At 75.6% G+C, this 16,841-nt stretch carries 14 protein-coding genes; 6 read left to right on the top strand and 8 right to left on the bottom strand.

What is annotated here, in order from left to right; translation table 11 throughout:
- Positions 1-11: 11 nt before the first annotated feature.
- Positions 12-701, top strand: a complete 690-nt coding sequence (locus ACGFIG_RS12725) for a CDP-alcohol phosphatidyltransferase family protein (RefSeq protein WP_393002157.1) — start codon at positions 12-14, stop codon at positions 699-701.
- Positions 702-904: 203 nt separating this feature from the next.
- Here the strand turns inward: ACGFIG_RS12725 and ACGFIG_RS12730 are convergent, their stop codons facing one another.
- Complete coding sequence (locus ACGFIG_RS12730) at positions 905-2,275, bottom strand: MFS transporter (protein WP_393002159.1); 1,371 nt, start codon at positions 2,273-2,275, stop codon at positions 905-907.
- Positions 2,276-2,456: 181 nt separating this feature from the next.
- On the opposite strand from ACGFIG_RS12730, the gene ACGFIG_RS12735 reads away from it, so the two are divergent.
- The gene (locus ACGFIG_RS12735; protein WP_393002161.1) at positions 2,457-2,918 is read left to right on the top strand and encodes a MarR family winged helix-turn-helix transcriptional regulator; all 462 of its coding nucleotides are present in this window, start codon (positions 2,457-2,459) and stop codon (positions 2,916-2,918) included.
- A 150-nt stretch (positions 2,919-3,068) separates the two neighbouring features.
- Here ACGFIG_RS12735 and ACGFIG_RS12740 read toward each other — a convergent pair whose 3' ends face one another.
- The 7 genes from ACGFIG_RS12740 to ACGFIG_RS12770 are packed head-to-tail and all read right to left on the bottom strand — an operon-like array spanning position 3,069 to position 9,630.
- A complete protein-coding gene (locus ACGFIG_RS12740) occupies positions 3,069-4,556 on the bottom strand; it encodes a phytoene desaturase family protein (RefSeq protein WP_393002163.1) in 1,488 nt (495 codons plus the stop codon).
- Positions 4,557-4,567: 11 nt separating this feature from the next.
- Positions 4,568-5,695, bottom strand: a complete 1,128-nt coding sequence (locus tag ACGFIG_RS12745) for a glycosyltransferase (RefSeq protein ID WP_393002165.1) — start codon at positions 5,693-5,695, stop codon at positions 4,568-4,570.
- Positions 5,692-6,663 (bottom strand): carotenoid biosynthesis protein, encoded by a 972-nt coding sequence (locus ACGFIG_RS12750; protein ID WP_393002167.1) that lies wholly within the window; start codon positions 6,661-6,663, stop codon positions 5,692-5,694. Before ACGFIG_RS12750 ends, ACGFIG_RS12745 begins: the two co-directional genes overlap by 4 nt.
- A complete protein-coding gene (locus ACGFIG_RS12755) occupies positions 6,660-7,235 on the bottom strand; it encodes a GNAT family N-acetyltransferase (protein WP_393002169.1) in 576 nt (191 codons plus the stop codon). The genes ACGFIG_RS12750 and ACGFIG_RS12755 overlap by 4 nt, the downstream gene beginning before the upstream one ends.
- On the bottom strand, positions 7,232-7,990 hold the full coding sequence (locus ACGFIG_RS12760) for a monooxygenase (RefSeq protein ID WP_393002171.1): 759 nt from the start codon (positions 7,988-7,990) through the stop codon (positions 7,232-7,234). The genes ACGFIG_RS12755 and ACGFIG_RS12760 overlap by 4 nt, the downstream gene beginning before the upstream one ends.
- Entirely contained in the window at positions 7,987-8,475 is a 489-nt protein-coding gene (locus ACGFIG_RS12765) for a YbaK/EbsC family protein (RefSeq protein WP_393002173.1), read from the bottom strand. Before ACGFIG_RS12765 ends, ACGFIG_RS12760 begins: the two co-directional genes overlap by 4 nt.
- Before the next feature lie 33 nt (positions 8,476-8,508).
- Positions 8,509-9,630: a DMT family transporter gene (locus ACGFIG_RS12770; RefSeq protein WP_393002175.1), complete on the bottom strand. Its 1,122-nt coding sequence runs from the start codon at positions 9,628-9,630 to the stop codon at positions 8,509-8,511.
- Between the two features lie 490 nt (positions 9,631-10,120).
- On the opposite strand from ACGFIG_RS12770, the gene ACGFIG_RS12775 reads away from it, so the two are divergent.
- The 4 genes from ACGFIG_RS12775 to ACGFIG_RS12790 all read left to right on the top strand — a co-directional run bounded on the left by ACGFIG_RS12775 (position 10,121) and on the right by ACGFIG_RS12790 (position 16,787).
- The gene (locus ACGFIG_RS12775) at positions 10,121-10,570 is read left to right on the top strand and encodes an SAV_6107 family HEPN domain-containing protein (protein WP_393002177.1); all 450 of its coding nucleotides are present in this window, start codon (positions 10,121-10,123) and stop codon (positions 10,568-10,570) included.
- A gap of 105 nt (positions 10,571-10,675) precedes the next feature.
- Entirely contained in the window at positions 10,676-11,476 is an 801-nt protein-coding gene (locus ACGFIG_RS12780) for a hypothetical protein (protein ID WP_393002179.1), read from the top strand.
- Positions 11,477-11,555: 79 nt separating this feature from the next.
- Entirely contained in the window at positions 11,556-13,118 is a 1,563-nt protein-coding gene (locus tag ACGFIG_RS12785; protein ID WP_393002181.1) for a DNA polymerase Y family protein, read from the top strand.
- 402 nt (positions 13,119-13,520) lie between these two features.
- Positions 13,521-16,787 (top strand): error-prone DNA polymerase, encoded by a 3,267-nt coding sequence (locus ACGFIG_RS12790; RefSeq protein WP_393002905.1) that lies wholly within the window; start codon positions 13,521-13,523, stop codon positions 16,785-16,787.
- Positions 16,788-16,841: the final 54 nt, after the last annotated feature.

The following is a 16,841-nucleotide window of genomic DNA, read 5'->3' on the forward strand; positions in this document are numbered from 1 at the left end:
ACGGTTGTTCGGTGGTGGGCAAACAGCTGAACTGGGACGAGTACGCCACGGCCTGGGCACGGCTGCACGGGGGCTTCGACCCCCGGGCGGCGGCCCCGGTCGTCCGCGCCTGGCTGCGCTTCGCCTACCACGTCGGGTTCGTACTGGGCCGGCTGCGGGTCGGCCCGACCCCGGTCACCGTGGTCGGTGTGCTGCTCTGCGCCTGCGTGCCGCTGTTCGCCGTACGCCCGCAGAACGGCCCCTTCCTCGCGGCACTGTTCGTGCTGCTGGCCGCCGTGGCGGACAGCGTCGACGGCGCGGTGGCGGTGGCCACGAACCGGACCACCCGGCTCGGCTACGTCTACGACTCGCTGGCCGACCGGCTCGGCGAGGTGGCCTGGCTGGTCGCGTTCTGGCTGGTCGGTGCGCCGGGGGCGCTCGTCGTGACCGCTGGCGCGCTCTCCTGGCTGCACGAGTACGTCCGCTCCAGGGCGGTCTCCGCCGGGATGCGGGAGCTCGGCGCGGTGACCGTGGGGGAGCGCCCCACCCGGGTGTCGGTGGCCCTGGTGGGGCTGCTGCTGGCGGGGCTGACCGGGCTGATCGAGCCGGACCTGGCGGCCGGCACGATCACCATGGCGACGGCCGTCTGGGTGCTGCTGGCCGGGTTCGGCCTCGGCCAACTGCTCTCCGCCGTCCGCCGCGCCCTGGTCGACGCCGGCTGACCGCGTGCCCGGCCGAACGAAGTATGAGCGGGTCTCCGTGAGCTTCGCGGCCCTGCCGGACAGGGGCCCGGGAACGACACTGGTCACCTTTCACCGGTGTCAGCCGACGCCCCGCTGGGTCGGCGAGCGGCGGGCGGAGTCGTCGTCAGTCAGGGAGCGATCTTGGCAGGACCGGTGCGGATCGGGTGACGGGCTATGCCGGCTCACGCGCTGGCGACCTTCGAGCGGGCCGGGAGGGCGAGGCAGAGGGCGGCGCTGATGACGAATGCCGTGCTGATGCTTACGGCGCTGATGGTCAGGGCTGGGGCGTAGCCGCTGGTTGCGGCGATGCCGAGGAACATGGAGCTGAGGGAGGCGACGCCGATCGCGGCGCCGAACTGTTGGCTCGTGGTCCATATGCCGGAGGCCGATCCGGCGTAGCGAGGGGGCACGGTGGATAGGAACAGGGTGGTCAGGGGTGGCATGACGAGGTTGATGCCCATGCCGAGGACGAACAGTCCCGGTGCCAGCAGCCAGGGGTTGACGTCGTTGGTGGCGGTCGTGGCGGCACCGAGGACGGCAGCGGTGCCGAGGGCGCCCAGGAGCGTGCCGGCCACGACGGTGTAGCGACCGAAGCGGACGGTGAGGTGGCCGACCAGCCCCGCGGTGGCCAGGCCCCCGGCGCAGAAGGCGATGGTCACGGTGCCTGCGGCCAGAGCGGTGTAGTCCTGGGCGTCCTGAAGCCAGAGGATGAACACGAGCAGGAAGCCGCTGAATGCGGCGAAGGCGATCATCTGCACGAGGAGGGCGACGGCGCCGGTGCGCTCGCGCAGGATGGCCACGGGCAGGAGGGCTCCGTCGCGGCGTGCGGGGTTGTGGTGCTCACCGAGGGCCACGGCTGCGACCGCTGCGACCCCGGCGGCCAGGAGGAACCAGGTCCAGGGTGCCCAGTCGTAGGTGCGTCCTTCCAGGAGAGCGAACACGATGGCGACGAGTCCCAGGGTCAGCCCGATGACGGGTAGCCATCGCGGCCGTCTGGCGTCGGGTGCGCGGTTCTCCGGGATCAGCCACGTTCCCAGGCCGATCAGAATCAGGGCGATGGGAACGCTGATCCAGAACACGGTCCGCCATCCCAGGCTGGCGACGTCGGCGGCGATGAGCACTCCGCCGAGCAGGAGACCGCCGGCCTGAGCGATTCCGGCGATGACCCCGAAGAGGCCGAGCACGGTGGCCCGTTCGCGGCCCCGGAACAGTGTGTAGAGGCTGCTCATCACCTGTGGCGCCAGAAGGCCCGCGGCCAGGCCCTGGGCGGCGCGGGCGGCGATGAGTTCGCCCGGGCCGTGTGCGAGCGCGGACCATGCGCCGGACAGCGCGAAGGCGCCCAGGCCGATGAGGAACAGGCGCTTGCGTCCCCACAGGTCGCCCAGCCGTGCGGCGGTGATCAGGACGATCGCGAACGCGAGCAGATAGGCGGTCGCGATCCAGCCGATCTGTGAGGGCGTGCCGCCGAGGTCGTCCTGGATCGCGGGCAGGGCGACGTTGACGATCGTGACGTTGAGCAGGTCGAGCATGAACCCCAGCACGAGCACGACCATCGCCGTCCACCGCCGCGGATGTCGGGCGTCGACAGGATCGCTCAGAGAAGGAGCCGAGGCCGTCATCGTGGTTCTCCTGTCGCGCCGAGTAGCATCGTCAGGACGAGATGCTCGTCAGGACGTTTCTGTCGTACATCCAAGCATCTCGCCTAGACGACAGATTATGGGAGGGGGCCGCGCCATGGCAACCGTGCCTGCCGCACAATCCGAGACCATCGACCAGATCGGGGCCGCTGCGCAGCGGTACGCGGCGGCATCAGCGCGAATCGACCAGATTGCCGCCGACGACGTGGGCCTGACGCTGAGCACCTGTGAGGCCAACTTCATCAACCTCCTGCGCCTGCGCGGCCCGCTCACCCCCGGCCATCTCGCAGAACTCACCAAGCTCACGTCTTCGGGCACCACGACCGGGGTGGTCGACCGGCTGGAGGCGGCCGGGTACGTAACCCGGGAGCGCTGCACCAAGGACCGCCGCAAGGTGATCGTCTCGCTCAACGACGAACGATTCCGTGACCAGGACGCCGCGCGCGCCCAGCGCCTGAGCGCACTCCTGTCTGGCTACGACGACGCCCAACTCGTCACGATCGCCGGCTTCCTGACCCGCCTCGCCGACACCGAGGCCACCGTGGCGACACCGTCATGACGCCACGGGAAGGATCGTGAGCGAAACGGCGCGCCTGTCCACGCCCACCCTGGGAGACAGCCGGCCTGATGGATCCTCAGAACGACGGATTACCCGATCAACGTTCAAAGAGGGACCCGTACTGCGGTGGCACGTACCCAGCGGCCGGTGCTACCAGGCGGGGCCGATCTCGTCGGCGACGATCTGGGCGGAGAGGGTCACCATCGGCAGGCCGCCGCCCGGATGGCTGGAACCGCCGACCAGCCACAGCCCGTGCGCCGGGCCCCGGTTGGCCGGGCGCAGCAGGCCGCCCGCAGTGCCGTAGATCGACCCGCCGGGTGCGCCGGTCGCGTCGTCCAGGTCGGCCGGGGTGCGGACCTCCCGGAACACCAGCCGGTCCCGCACGTCGACGCCGCGCTCGGCCAGCACGTCGAGGACCCGGTCGGCGTACGCCTCGGCGAGGCCGGGCCGGCGCCAGTCGACGGCCCCACCGGCGGTGCCGTGCCGGGGCGCGTTGACCAGCACGAACCACGCCTCGTGGCCGGACGGCCGGACCATCGGGTCGTCGGCCACGGTGACGAAGACGGTGGGGTCGGCCGCCGGCCGGGCCCGCACTCCGCGCCCCGGTGCACCGAAGACCGCGTCGAACTCGGCGTCGTAGTCGCGGGGGAAGAACACGTTGTGGTGGGCCAGCCCCGAGTCCCCGGCGACGCCGAGCAGCAGCACGAACCCGGCCAGGCTGCGGTCGGTCAGCCCGGCCAGCCGGCGCGGGCTGGGCAGCAGGTCCCGGTAGAGGGTGAGCGCGTCGACGTTGGCCACCACCACGTCGGCGGGGACCGGCGCGGCGACGCCGCGCAGGCGTACGCCGTGCACCCGGCCGCCCGCCGCGTCGATCCGGGTGACCGTGGCGCCGGTCCGCACGACCACGCCGAGGTCCAGGCAGCGGGTCAGCAGCGCGTCGGCGAGCGTGCCGAGCCCGCCGCGCAGGTACCAGCCGCCGAAGGCCAGCTCGGCGTAGGGCACGGCGACCAGCGCGGCCGGCGCCCGGCGCGGGTCGGCGCCGGTGTAGGTGGCGTAGCGGTCCAGCAGCATCCGCAGCCGGGGGTCGGACAGGTGCCGCCGGCCCAGCCCGCGCAGCGTCCGGCCCGGGCCGATGGCGGCGAGGTCGCCCAGCCGCCAGGCCAGCGCGGCCAGGTCCAGCGGGGAGTCGATCGGGCGGCGCAGGATGTCGCGGTGCGAGGCCTGCCACACCCGGGCGGCCCGGCGCCACAGCCGCTGCCAGTCCGCGGCGGCCCGGTCGCCGAAGGCCGCGCCGATGCGGGCGGCGAACTCGGCCGGGTCGGCGCACGAGTCGAGGGGCGGGCCGCCGCCGGGGAAGACGTGCCGCACGATCGGGTCCACCGGCGCCAGGTCCAGGTACTCGTCGAGCTTCGCGCCGGTCGCCTCGAACAGGTCGTGGAAGACGTCGGGCAGGGTGAGCAGGCTCGGCCCGGTGTCGAAGTGGAACGGGCCCGCCGGGGTGTCGTGGACGTACCGGCCGAGCTTGCCGCCGACGGTGTCCGCACGTTCGAGCACGGTGACCTGGTGTCCGTTGGCGGCCAGCCGGGCGGCGGTGGCCAGCCCGCCCACCCCGGCGCCGACGACCACGATCCGCGCCATGGCGCGCCTCCCTAGGTGACGGGGCGGCCGCGCCAGGACAGGCGACGCCGCTTCCGCAGATGGTACGACCGCAGGGTCAGCCAACCGAGGACCACGACCGACACGGGGTGTGCCAGCGCGTCGGGCCACCACCGGCCGCCGGTCGCCCGGGCGCTGACCGCCCGCCCGGCCACCCCGAGCAGGTAGGCGGCGAGAGCCACGGCGGCCACCGCCGGCGCGCCGACTGCCAGGGCGACGACCGCCAGCAGCGGGGGAGCGGTGTAGAGCAGGAGCAGCAGGGCCACCACGGCGGCTGCCGCCCCCGGGTTGCCGAAGGTCGCCCAGAGCGACTTCGAGTAGCCGTCGCGCAGCTGCGGCCAGTCCTCGTACATCCGGCAGGCGGCCAGCCGCGAGCCGTCGGCGAGGGCGATCCGGCCGCCGGCCCGCTTGACCGCGCGGGCCAGCTCGATGTCCTCCAGGATCCGGTCCGCGACCGCGGCGTGGCCGCCGGCCGCGTCGTAGCCGGCCCGGTCCACGACCAGGAACTGCCCGCCAGCGGCGGCCAGCGACGGCCGCGGCGAGCGTTCCATCGCCCGCAGCGGCAGGAAGGTCAGCCACAGCCACTGCAACAGCGGCTGGACCAGCCGGTCGGCCGCCGTCGCCACCAGGATCCGGGGGTACGGCGACAGCAGCGTCACCCGCGCGGCGCGCAGCTCGGTGACGGCCGCCGCGACCGCGTCCGGGGCGAGCACCACGTCGGCGTCGACGAAGACCAGGGCGCTCGCCGCCGGGTCGGCCCGGGTGGCCAGCTGCCAGCAGGCGTGCGGCTTGCCCAGCCACCCCGGCGGCGGGGCGGTCCCGTCGAGCAGGGTGACCCGGGGGTCGTCGCCGGCCACCGCGCGGACCACGTCCGCGGTGCCGTCGGTCGACCCGTCGTCGAGCACGACGACGCGCAGCCCTGGCACGCCCCGCTGGGCGAGCAGCGCGCGCAGGCACGGGGTGACCCGCGCGGCCTCGTCGCGCAGCGGCAGCAGCACCGCCACGGCTTCGGTGACCGGCGCCGGACGCTCGGCCGGGCGGCGCAGCCAGCGGCCGGCGTTGACCAGGGTGTGCGCGGTCAGCGCGGCCACGCCGAGCAGCAGCGCGAGGACGGCGGTCATACCGACGCGTCGACGCCGGGGCGCTGCGGCTGCCCGGACCGGTGCCGGTCGTCGCGGCGGGCCCGGAGCAGCGTGACCGCCAGCGGCACGGCGGCCACCGACATGCCGGCCGCGCCCCAGAGCGCCGAGGCGGGCAGGTCGAGGAAGACCGCGTGGGCCAGCACGCTGGAGAAGTACGTCCACAGCCAGAGCGCGAACATCGGGGCGTCCCGCCCGTCGGTGGTGGCCACGGCGGGCCCGGCCAGCGGGCGCAGCGCGCTCATCATCAGCACGGCGAAGAGCAGCCAGCCCAGGTAGTTGCTCACCGGGATGCCGGGCAGCCCGGGCAGCGCGGGGGTGGCGTCCCGCCAGACCCAGTAGCCCTCGGCCACCATCTGCGGGTCGAGGAAGAGGTCCCAGGCGGCCAGCCCGACGGCGGCCAGCGCGATCCGCCGGACGGGGAACCGGCTTCCCGGCCGACCACCGGTGCCACTGCCGACCCCGGGCCCGCTGCCGATCCCGGCTCCGCTGCCGCTGCTGGGACCGGGCCCGCTGCCACTGCCGATCCCGGCTCCGCTGCCGATGCCCGACCCGCTGCCGGGGGTGCCGCCGGCCGGCGGCCCGCCGCCGGTCAGCCGGGTGGCGGCCAGCCAGGCCGGCCAGGCCATCCAGGTCCAGGCCAGCGGGATGATCAGCGGCACACCGGCCAGCTTCGGCCCCAGCTCGCCGGAGTAGTCGTAGCTGCCGAACGGGAAGCCGGTGGCCACGCCGAGCGCCTCGATGGCGAACCCACCGACCATGGCCACCGCCACCAGCGCCGCCGCCGTACGCGGGCCCCGGGTGAGCAGCGCGTGGCTCACCGAGAGCAGGTAGCCGAGCACGACGGTGGCGACGGTCAGCCGCGCCCGGGTCTGCCCGGCGGTCAGCGGGTAGCAGATCTGCGCCAGCACCAGCACGGCCAGCAGCGCCCAGGACAGCCGTCGGGTCACGGGGTGCCCCGGCCGGGCGCGGCGGCTGTCGGGGGCTCCAGCGGCAGGTCCCGGCCGAGTACGCCGAAGGGGCGCTCGTCGCCGGGGAAGTGGAAGTCGCGCAGGACGTCGACGAAGCCGAACCGCCGGTACAGCCGCCAGGCCCGGGAGCGCGTCTCGTCGGCCTCCGGCGTGGAGAGCAGCGTGGTCGTCCCCTCCGCCAGGCTGAGCAGGGCCCGCAGCTGCCGCGCGCCCAGACCGTGCCCCTGCGCGGGCGGTCGCACGTGCAGCTCGACCACCTCGAAGCAGCGGGTCAGCCAGCGCTGCCGGGTCGGGGCGTCCAGCGCCCGCCACACCTGGTCGTGCCACCACTGCCCCGAGCCGCCCAGGTAGCCGTAGCCGAAGCCGGCCAGGTGGCCCTCGCTGGTCAGGCTGGCGACGGCGCGGAAGCCGGGTCGGCGTACGTGGGTGGCGATGTAGCCGCGCCGGGCCTCCAACAGCTCCGGGCGGTACCCCATCGCCTCGCCGTAGACGGCCACCACGTCGTCCAGCCGTCGGACGAGATCGTCCGGCGTCCACCGCACCAACCTCATGCCCGTGCACCCTCCGCCGCTCCCGGGTCGCCGTCCGCGACCCACCCCAGCACCGACCGGTCACCCACCACGTCGCGCACCTCGAACCGCGCGAAGAGCTCCTCCGCGTACCACCCCTCGGTGGGGGTCCGCATGATCGCCGCCCGATGCTCCGGGTGACGGTACGCGAACGCCACGAGGTCTGCCGGGTCGCGCCACACGCTCACCGTGCCCTGCCAACCCAGCGGGGCCTCGCCGACGCCGAAGCGGGCCAGCAGGCCGGGCGCGGCGTGCAGCGCGGCGGCCACCGGGGGGATCGCCCGCCAGAAGGTGGCCGCCCGCCGGGGCCGCAGCCGGGCCCGGGTCAGCGCCAGCACCGGACCGGCGACCCGGCCGCCGGGCGGCTCCCCGAACGGCCGGCGGCCCGACCACTCGCCCCGGCTGCTCAGCGGGCGCAGGTCGACCCGGACGGACGCGCGGGCGATCCGTGCCCAGGCGCGCCCCACGGGCGAGGCGTCGAAGCCGGCCGCGGCGGCGGGGGAGTCCCACACGGTCAGCGCCGCCCACCGGGTGAGGTCGGCGTCGCCCGGCCCGAAGCCGGTGCCGGTCCCGGTGCCGAGCAGCTTGCCGAACCGGACGCCGGGCAGCGCGCGCAGCCGCCGGGGATCGAGCGCCATCCGGGTCAGCGCCCTGGGCAGCGCGGCGCGAGGGGTGCGCCACACGTGCAGTGTGACCAGCTCCGGGACGTCGGTCCCGCCGTCGCTCGGCGCGCTCACGCCACGGAGGTGGGCGCGCCGCCGGTGACCCGCAGCAGCTCCGGGTACGTGGTGGGGAAGACCGCCCGTGGCACGCCGCCGGCCGCCCAGATCTCGTCGTACGACTCCAGGGCCGTGTCGACCAGGGTGCGCAGCGGGCGCGGGTGGCCGACCGGGGCGACCCCGCCGATCACCTGACCGGTGTGCGCGCGGACGAACTCGGGGGTGGCCCGGCGCAGCCGGCCGACCCCGACGGACGCGGCCAGACCGGCGGTGTCCACCCGGTGCGCGCCGGAGGTGAGCACCAGCAGCGGTTCGCCGTCCGCGTCGAAGACGAGCGAGTTGGCGATCTGGCCGACACCGACGCCGAGCGCCTCGGCGGCGGCTGCGGCGGTGTGGACCGCGTCGGGCAGCAGGCGGACGACGCTCGGCGCGCCGGAGGCGTCCCGGGTGCCGGCGGCGTCGAGCACGTCCTGCACCGCCTGTACGTTCGGGTGTGGCTGCATGCGGCCATTCTTCCCGGTGCCCCGGTCGGCGGCTCAGCCGGCCGTGCCGCGCCCGGACCGGGCGCGGCGCGTCGACGCCCGGTCGGCCCGTGGCGGGGGCGCGGCGCCGCCCGGTGCAGGCGGCCCGGCCGGCGCGGATGGCTCGGGCTGCTCAGGCGCGGATGGCTCGGGCGACACGGGCTCGGCCGGTGCGGGCTGCTCAGGCGGTGCGGGCACGGGCGGCGCGATGGTCCGGGGCGGGGCGATCCGGGCCGTCTCGGCCAGCGCGACGCCGGCCAGCACCAGGAGCCCGCCGGTGAGCTGGGCGGTGTTGAGCGCCTCGCCGGGGCCGATCACGGCCCAGGCGACCGCCGCCGCGAGCACCGGCTCGGCCATGCCGAGGATCCCGACGCTGGTCGCGGGCAGGTGCCGCATCGCCCCGGCCACCAGCAGGTACGGCGCGATCGAGCCGAGCACCACCGCGTACCCGCAGAGCAGCGCCACGGGCACGCCCCCGTCGGTGTCGGCGCCCAGCGGTTCCCAGCCGCCGGCGCCCACGGTGAGCGCGCGGGTGAGCAGGCCCGCCACGGCGGAGGCGCCGAACGCCCAGGTGCACAGCGACAACGTGTCCCGGCGTGCCGCGCCGTGGGCGCCAAGCACGTAGTAGACGGCGAGGAAGAGTGCGGCGCCGAACCCGGCGAGCACGCCGAGACCGTCCAGCTTCAGCTCGCCCCACACCTCGGCCACGCAGCCGAGGCCGACCAGGCTCAGCGCCAGGCCGGCCCAGAGCCGCGGACGCACCCGGTGGCGCTGGGCGAACCGGGCCCAGAGGGCGACCAGCAGCGGGGCGGTGTACTCGAACAGCAGCCCGATCCCGACCGGCAGCCGGGAGATGGCGACGAAGTAGAGCATCGGTACGGCGAAGAACCCGGCCAGCCCGTACCCGATCAACAGCGGCAGCTGCCCGGGGGTGACCCGGAGCCGGCGGATCCCCGGGCGCAGCAGCACGCTCAACAGCAGCAGCCCGGTCACGGCGCCGACGGCCCGCAGCAGGGTGAGCTGCGGGACGTCCAGGCCGGCGCGGAGCACCAGCTTGGAGACGGTGCCGTTGACGGCGAAGAGCCCGGCCGAGGCGAGCACCATGGCGACCCCGAGGGCGGGGCGGGGGGTTGTCACGGGCGGAGGCTACCGCCGCCGGCCCTCTCCGGCGTTGGCCGCCACGGTGCGCGGCGGCGTACGCCGGAACCGGCACCTGCGGCGTCGTCCGAGGTCCGCGCGCCACACGTTGCATTTTCGTCGGAGGGAGGGTGTACTGTCAGCAGCAGTTAGAACGAGTGTTCGATTGCCTCGAACGCCCGTTCCAACATCCCGGGGCGGTGTTTCGCGGCGCGGCTCCGGGCGGTGCGGCTCCGCGGGCCGCACCTGGGTCCCGGGCAGTCGCGAGTCCGGGCCCGTCAGGCAGGAGCGTCGCCCGCCGCCCACGACCCCCGGGCGGCGGGCGACGAACCCGCTGGCAACGCCGGCCGGGTGTGGTGTGGGGAAGCATCCACACCCGGCCGGCCGCCCACCGGTGCGTCTTCCTCCGCACCACTCGACCCGGCGTCCCGCCGGCGGCCCAAGGGCCGTCCCAGGGGCGGCGCCTCGGCCACGTGGAGGAGACAGTCCCATGCCGACCAACCCGGCTCAGGCACCGACGGTGCCGGCGCACGTGCTGCCGCACCGCACCCCCGCCCAGCTTCTCGCGGTGGCCCGGCGTGGGCTGGCCGAGGCCACCCAGACCCGTCCCGACGGCCTCCGTTACGCGGCCGCCCACCTGGCCGCGCTCCGGGCCGCCGCAGCCGTGCTCGCCGCCCGGGCACGTCCCGCCCCCACCCGACGCCACCGGGTCACCAGCGTCTGGGTGCTGCTCTCCGGCGTCGCCCCCGAGATGGACGAGTGGGCCAGGTTCTTCGCCCTCGGCGCCGGCAAGCGGGCCGCCGCCGAGGCCGGCATCCCACGGGTCGTGACCGCCCGGGAGGCCGACGACCTGCTGCGCTCCGCCGAGCAGTTCGTCACGGTCGTGGAGACCACGCTCGGTGTGGCCCACCAACCGGCGCTCGACGGCCTCGCCGCCTGACCTGGCCGTTCGGCCGCGACTGGGTGCCGGGTCGTCCGGCGGTGACCGGGTGCCCGAGGTGCAACGCGCACGTCTGATCCGACAGCACGACGGGGGGTAGGTCCGATGGCGGGCCGGATGGTGGTCGGTTCCGCCGCACTGGCCGCTCTTGTGCGCCCGGCGAGCGCGCCGGACCCGGAGGGTGGCCACCGGGTGTTGCCGGTGGCCCCGGAACTGACCGGGCTGCTGCCCAACCGGGGACTGCGGCGGGGCAGCACGATCGCGGTCGCCACCGGCCAACCCCGACGCAGCGGCGGCACCTCGCTGGTCCTGGCGCTGCTCGCCGAGGCGTCCCGGGCCGGCTCGTGGTGTGCCGTGGTCGGGGTCCCGACGTTCGGGGCGGGTGCCGCCGCCGAGTTGGGTATCGCCCTGGACCGGCTGGCCCTGGTGCCGCACCCGGGCCCGGAGTGGGCCACGGTCATCGCCGCGCTGATCGACGGCGTGGACGTCGTGGTCACCGCCGTGCCGGCGACGGTCTCCGCGTCGGTGGCCAACCGGCTGGCCGCCCGGGCCCGGCAGCGCGGCAGCGTCCTCGTCCCGTACGGGCGGTGGGACGGCGCGGACGTGACCCTCCAGGTGGTCCGGGGCGCCTGGGAGGGGCTCGGGCAGGGGCGGGGCCGGCTGCGCCGCCGCGAGGTCACCGTCTCCGCGCGGGGCCGCGGGGCCGCCGCCCGGCCCAAGGAGGTCAAGGTCTGGCTGCCCGGCGACGGGCTCACCCGGGTCGTTCCGCGCTCCGCCCCCGTCGCCGCGGTCTCCGCCACCGGCCGGTCGGCTGCCGGTCGGCTCCGCCCGGTCGGCCCGGCCGTCGCCCCCGCGCCCACCGGCCCGTCCCGTCGTGCCGCGCTCACCCTGGTCGCGCCGTCGTGACCGTCGCGCCCCTCCTGATGGCGCGCGCTCATCCTGGTCGCCTTGTCGTGAGCGCCGCGTCCGCCCTGGTCGGTGTCACGTGAGCGCCGCGCCCGCGCGGGTCCTGTTGCTCTGGTGCCCGGACTGGCCGGTGCTCGCCGCGGAGATCGTCGACGGAGTGCCGGCCACCGGTCCGGTCGCCGTGCTGCACGCCAACCGGGTGGTCGCCTGCTCCGAGCGGGCACGCGCCGAGGGGGTGCGCCGGGGGCTGCGCAAACGGGAGGCACAGGGCCGCTGCCCGCAGCTCACCGTCGTCGAGTACGACCCCGGGCGGGACACCCGGGCGTTCGAACCGGTGGTCGCCACCGTCGAGGAACTGGTCGCCGGCGTCGAGGTGGTACGCCCCGGCGCGTGCGCGGTGGCGGCCCGGGGGCCGAGCCGCCACCTCGGCGGCGAGGAGGCCGCCGCCGAACGGATCGTCGAGCACGTCGCCCAGACCTGCGCGGTGGAGAGCCAGGTCGGCATCGCCGACGGGGTGTTCGCCGCCGGGCTGGCCGCCCGCGACGGGCGGATCGTTCCGCCCGGCGGGACACCGCGGTTCCTCGCCGACCTGCCGGTCGAGGCGCTCGGCCGCCCGGCCCTGGCCGATCTGCTGCGCCGGCTCGGCGTACGCGCCCTGGGTGACTTCGCCGCGCTGCCCGCCGGTGACGTGCTGGCCCGGTTCGGCTTCGACGGCGCGTTGGCCCAACGGCTGGCGTCCGGGCGTGACCACCGTCCGCTCGCGGTCCGGCAACCCCCGGCCGATCTCGCGGTCACCGCCGACCACGACGAGCCGCTCGACCGGGTCGACGCGGCGGCCTTCGCCGCCCGGGCGCTGGCCGAACGGTTGCACGACCGGCTCGCCGCACACGGGCTGGCCTGCACCCGGCTCGGCATCGAGGCGGTCACCGCGCACGGCCAGGAACTGCACCGGGTCTGGCGGCACGACGGGCTGCTCACCGCCGAGGCCATCGCCGACCGGGTGCGCTGGCAGCTCGACGGCTGGCTGTCCGGCGGCACCGGTCGGGCCGGCGCCCGCTCGACCCGCCCGACGGCGGGCATCATCCGGCTGCGACTGGTCCCGGACGGGGTGGTCGCACAGGCCGGCCTGCAATCCGGCCTGTGGGGGGAGGTCGGCGAGGAACGAGAGCGGGCGCACCGGGCGTTGAGCCGGGTGCAGGGCATCCTCGGTCCCGAGGCGGTGGTCACCGCGGTGCTCGGCGGTGGGCGTTCCCCGGCCGACCAGGTACGCCTGGTGCCGTGGGGCGACGAACGCCTCCCGGCCCGCCCCGGTGAGCAGCCGTGGCCGGGCCGGCTGCCACCGCCCGCGCCGGCCGTGGTGCTGCCCGACCCGCTCGCCGCGGTCGTGCACGACGCCGCCGGCGAGCCGGTCGAGGTCAGCGCGCGGCTCCAGGTCAGCGCCGAGCCGGCCCGGCTGACCGTCGGCGCCGCCCGGCCGGTCGAGATCGTCGGCTGGGCCGGCCCGTGGCCGGTCGACGAGCGCTGGTGGGCGCCGGCCGAGGCCCGTCGCCGGGCCCGGTTCCAGGTCTGCCTGACCGACGGTACGGCGCTGCTGCTCGCCGTCGAGGCAGGGCGGTGGCTGGTGGAGGCGATCTATGACTGAGCGCCTGCCCGAGGTCCTCGACCAGCCCTCGCCCCGCCTCCGCCGCCCCGCCCGGCCCGACGTCCTGCCAACGGGTCGGCTTGGCCGGGGCGGAGCCTTGCCTGCGGCCCGGTCTGCGCGGGGCGGAGCCCTGCCGGCGGCTCGGTCCGGGCGGGCTGTACCCCTGCCGGCTGCCCGCCCGGAGGGGCTCTGATGAACTTCCACAACCCGAAGCTGCCCTGGTCGGAGTTGGAGCGTGTGCTCTCCGGCCGGGAACCCGGCACCGGCCGATCGGGCGCGGGTCGGCCGGGCACGGGGGCGACAAGCGAGGATCGGCCGGGGGCGGAACGAGGGGCTTCGGGCGGACCGGGGGAGGAGCGGGCCGGGAAGGGCGGCCCGGGGCGCGACGAGCGGCACCTGCACGTGGTGGACCCGCTGGCCGTGGACGCCGACGGGGGCGACTCTCCCGCCTGGAGCCGCAGGCGGGAGCACTACCAGCCGTCCGAGGTGGCCCGTCCCGAGGGCGCGGTGCCGTACGCCGAACTGCACGCGCACACCAACTTCAGCTTCCTCGACGGCGCCAGCCACCCGGAGGAACTGGTCGAGGAGGCGGTCCGGCTGGGCCTCACCGCGCTAGCGGTCACCGACCACGACGGCTTCTACGGGGTGGTGCGCTTCGCCGAGGCCGCCCGCGCGCTGCACCTGCCGACCGTCTTCGGCGCCGAGCTCTCCCTGGACCTGCCCGGCCCGCAGAACGGCGAGCCCGACCCGCTCGGGCGGCACCTGCTGCTGCTCGCCCACGGCCACGAGGGGTACGCGCGGCTGGCCTCGACCATCTCCCGCGCCCAACTGCGCGGCGGGGAGAAGGGCCGCCCGGTCTACGGCGACCTGGAGGAGATCGCCGAGCAGTTGCGCGACCACGTGCTGGTGCTCACCGGCTGCCGTAAGGGCCACGTGCCGGCGGCGCTGCTCACCGAGGGGGTGGACGCGGCGGCCCGGGAGCTGGACCGGCTGACCGCCCTGTTCGGCGCGGAGACGGTGGCGGTGGAGCTGACCGACCACGGGCACCCGGTCGACGCCGACCGCAACGACGCGCTCGCCGCGCTGGCGGCGTCGGCGGGGCTGCCCACGGTGGCCACCAACAACGTGCACTACGCCACCCCGGGCCGGCAGCGGCTGGCCACCACGGTCGCCGCCGTACGGGCCCGGCGCAGCCTGGACGAGATCGACGGCTGGCTGCCCGCGGCCGGCACCGCCCACCTGAGGAGCGGCGCGGAGATGGCGGCCCGGTTCGCCGCGTACCCGGGGGCGGTGGCGCGGGCCGCCGAGTTCGGCGCCGAGCTCGCCTTCGACCTCCAGCTCGTCGCGCCGAGGTTGCCGGCGTACCCGGTGCCGCCCGGGCACACCGAGATGAGCTGGCTGCGCCACCTCACCCACGCCGGCGCCCGCGAGCGCTACGGCCCGCCCGAGGCGCACCCGAGGGCGTACGCGCAGCTCGACCACGAGCTGAACATGATCGAGGAGCTGGGCTTCCCCGGCTACTTCCTGGTGGTCTACGACATCGTCACGTTCTGCCGCGAGCAGGACATCTACTGCCAGGGGCGGGGCTCGGCGGCCAACTCGGCGGTCTGCTACGCGCTGCGGATCACCAACGTGGACGCCGTCCGGCACCGGCTGCTCTTCGAGCGCTTCCTCGCCCCGGAGCGCGACGGCCCGCCCGACATCGACGTCGACATCGAGTCCGACCGCCGGGAGGAGGTGATCCAGCACGTCTACGCCCGGTACGGCCGGGAGCACACCGCCCAGGTAGCCAACGTCATCTCCTACCGGCCCCGCTCGGCGGTGCGGGACGTGGCCAAGGCGTTCGGGTTCTCGCCCGGCCAGCAGGACGCCTGGGGCAGGCAGATCGACCGCTGGGGGTCGGTCGCCACGGTCGACGTGGCGGACATCCCGGAGCAGGTGGTCGCGTACGCCAACGAGTTGCAGACGTTCCCCCGGCACCTGGGCATCCACTCCGGTGGCATGGTGATCTGCGACCGGCCGGTGATCGAGGTGTGCCCGGTGGAGTGGGGGCGGATGCCGGGCCGCAGCGTGCTCCAGTGGGACAAGGACGACTGCGCCGCCGTCGGCCTGGTCAAGTTCGACCTGCTCGGGCTCGGCATGCTCTCCGCGCTGCACTACGGCTACGAGATGATCGGCATGAGCCTGGACCTCGGCGACATGACGCTGGACGACCCCGAGGTCTACGACATGCTCTGCCGGGCCGACTCGGTCGGGGTGTTCCAGGTGGAGAGCCGCGCCCAGATGGCCACCCTGCCCCGGTTGAAGCCCCGCGAGTTCTACGACCTGGTGGTCGAGGTGGCGCTGATCCGGCCCGGCCCGATCCAGGGCGGCTCGGTGCACCCGTACATCCGACGCCGCAACGGCCAGGAGCCGGTGACCTACCCGCACCCGCTGATGCGCAACGCGCTGGAGAAGACCCTCGGCGTGCCGCTGTTCCAGGAGCAGCTCATGCAGCTCGCCATCGACCTGGCCGGCTTCGACGCGGCGGGTGCCGACCAGCTGCGCCGGGCGATGGGCGCCAAGCGTTCCGCCGAGCGGATGGCCCGTATCGCCGACCGGCTCTACGCGGGCATGGCCGAGCGGGGCATCACCGGCGAGCTGGCCGACGACGTCTACCGCAAGCTCTCCGCGTTCGCCAGCTACGGCTTCCCGGAGAGCCACGCGATGAGCTTCGCCTACCTGGTCTACGCCAGCTCCTGGCTCAAGCGCTACCACCCGGGCCCGTTCCTGGCCGCCCTGCTCAACGCCCAGCCGATGGGTTTCTACTCGCCGCAGACGCTGGTCGACGACGCCCGCCGCCACGGCGTCGAGGTACGCCGGCCGGACATCAACGCCAGCGGCGCGAAAGCGGTGCTGGAGTCCACCCCGCAGACCCGGTGGGGCAGCGTGCCGGGGGAACCGCCGCACGCCTGGGGGCTGGGCGGGCCGGCCGTCCGGCTCGGGCTCTCCGGCGTGCGTACCCTCGGCGACGGGGTGGCCGAGCGGATCGAGGCGGAGCGGGCGGCGCGCGGGCCGTACCGTGACATGCCGGACCTGGCCCGGCGCGTGGGTCTCACCGCCGCGCAGCTGGAGGCGCTGGCCACCGCGGACGCCTTCGCCTGTTTCGGGCTGTCCCGGCGGCAGGCCCTCTGGGCCGCCGGCGCGGCGGCCCAGGACCGGCCGGGCCGGCTGCCGGGCACGGTGACCGGCGCGACCGCGCCCACGCTGCCCGGGATGGAGGCGGTGGAGCGGCTGGTCGCCGACGTCTGGGCGACCGGGTTGTCGCCGGAGAACCACCCGGCGAGCTTCATCCGTCCCCGGCTCGACGCGCTCGGCGCGGTGCCGATCGCCCGGCTCGGCGGGGTGGAGCCGGGGCGACGTATCCGGGTCGGCGGGATCGTCACCCACCGGCAGCGGCCCGCGACCGCCGGCGGGGTCACCTTCCTCAACCTGGAGGACGAGACGGGGATGCTCAACGTCACCTGCTCCCCGGGGCTGTGGCAGCGCTACCGGCGGGTGGCCCGCACCAGCGCCGCTCTGGTGGTGCGGGGGCGGTTGCAGCGGCACGAAGGAGTGATCAACCTCACCGCCGACCGCCTGGACGCCATCGAGCCCCCGGTCAGTCCGCCCTCGCGCGACTTCCGCTGACGGCAGTGATCCACATTACGGTTTTCCGGGCCGGATGGAGGGACACTCCAGCTC

It is taken from the genome of Micromonospora sp. NPDC049048 (assembly GCF_043197615.1).
Lineage (GTDB): Bacteria > Actinomycetota > Actinomycetes > Mycobacteriales > Micromonosporaceae > Micromonospora.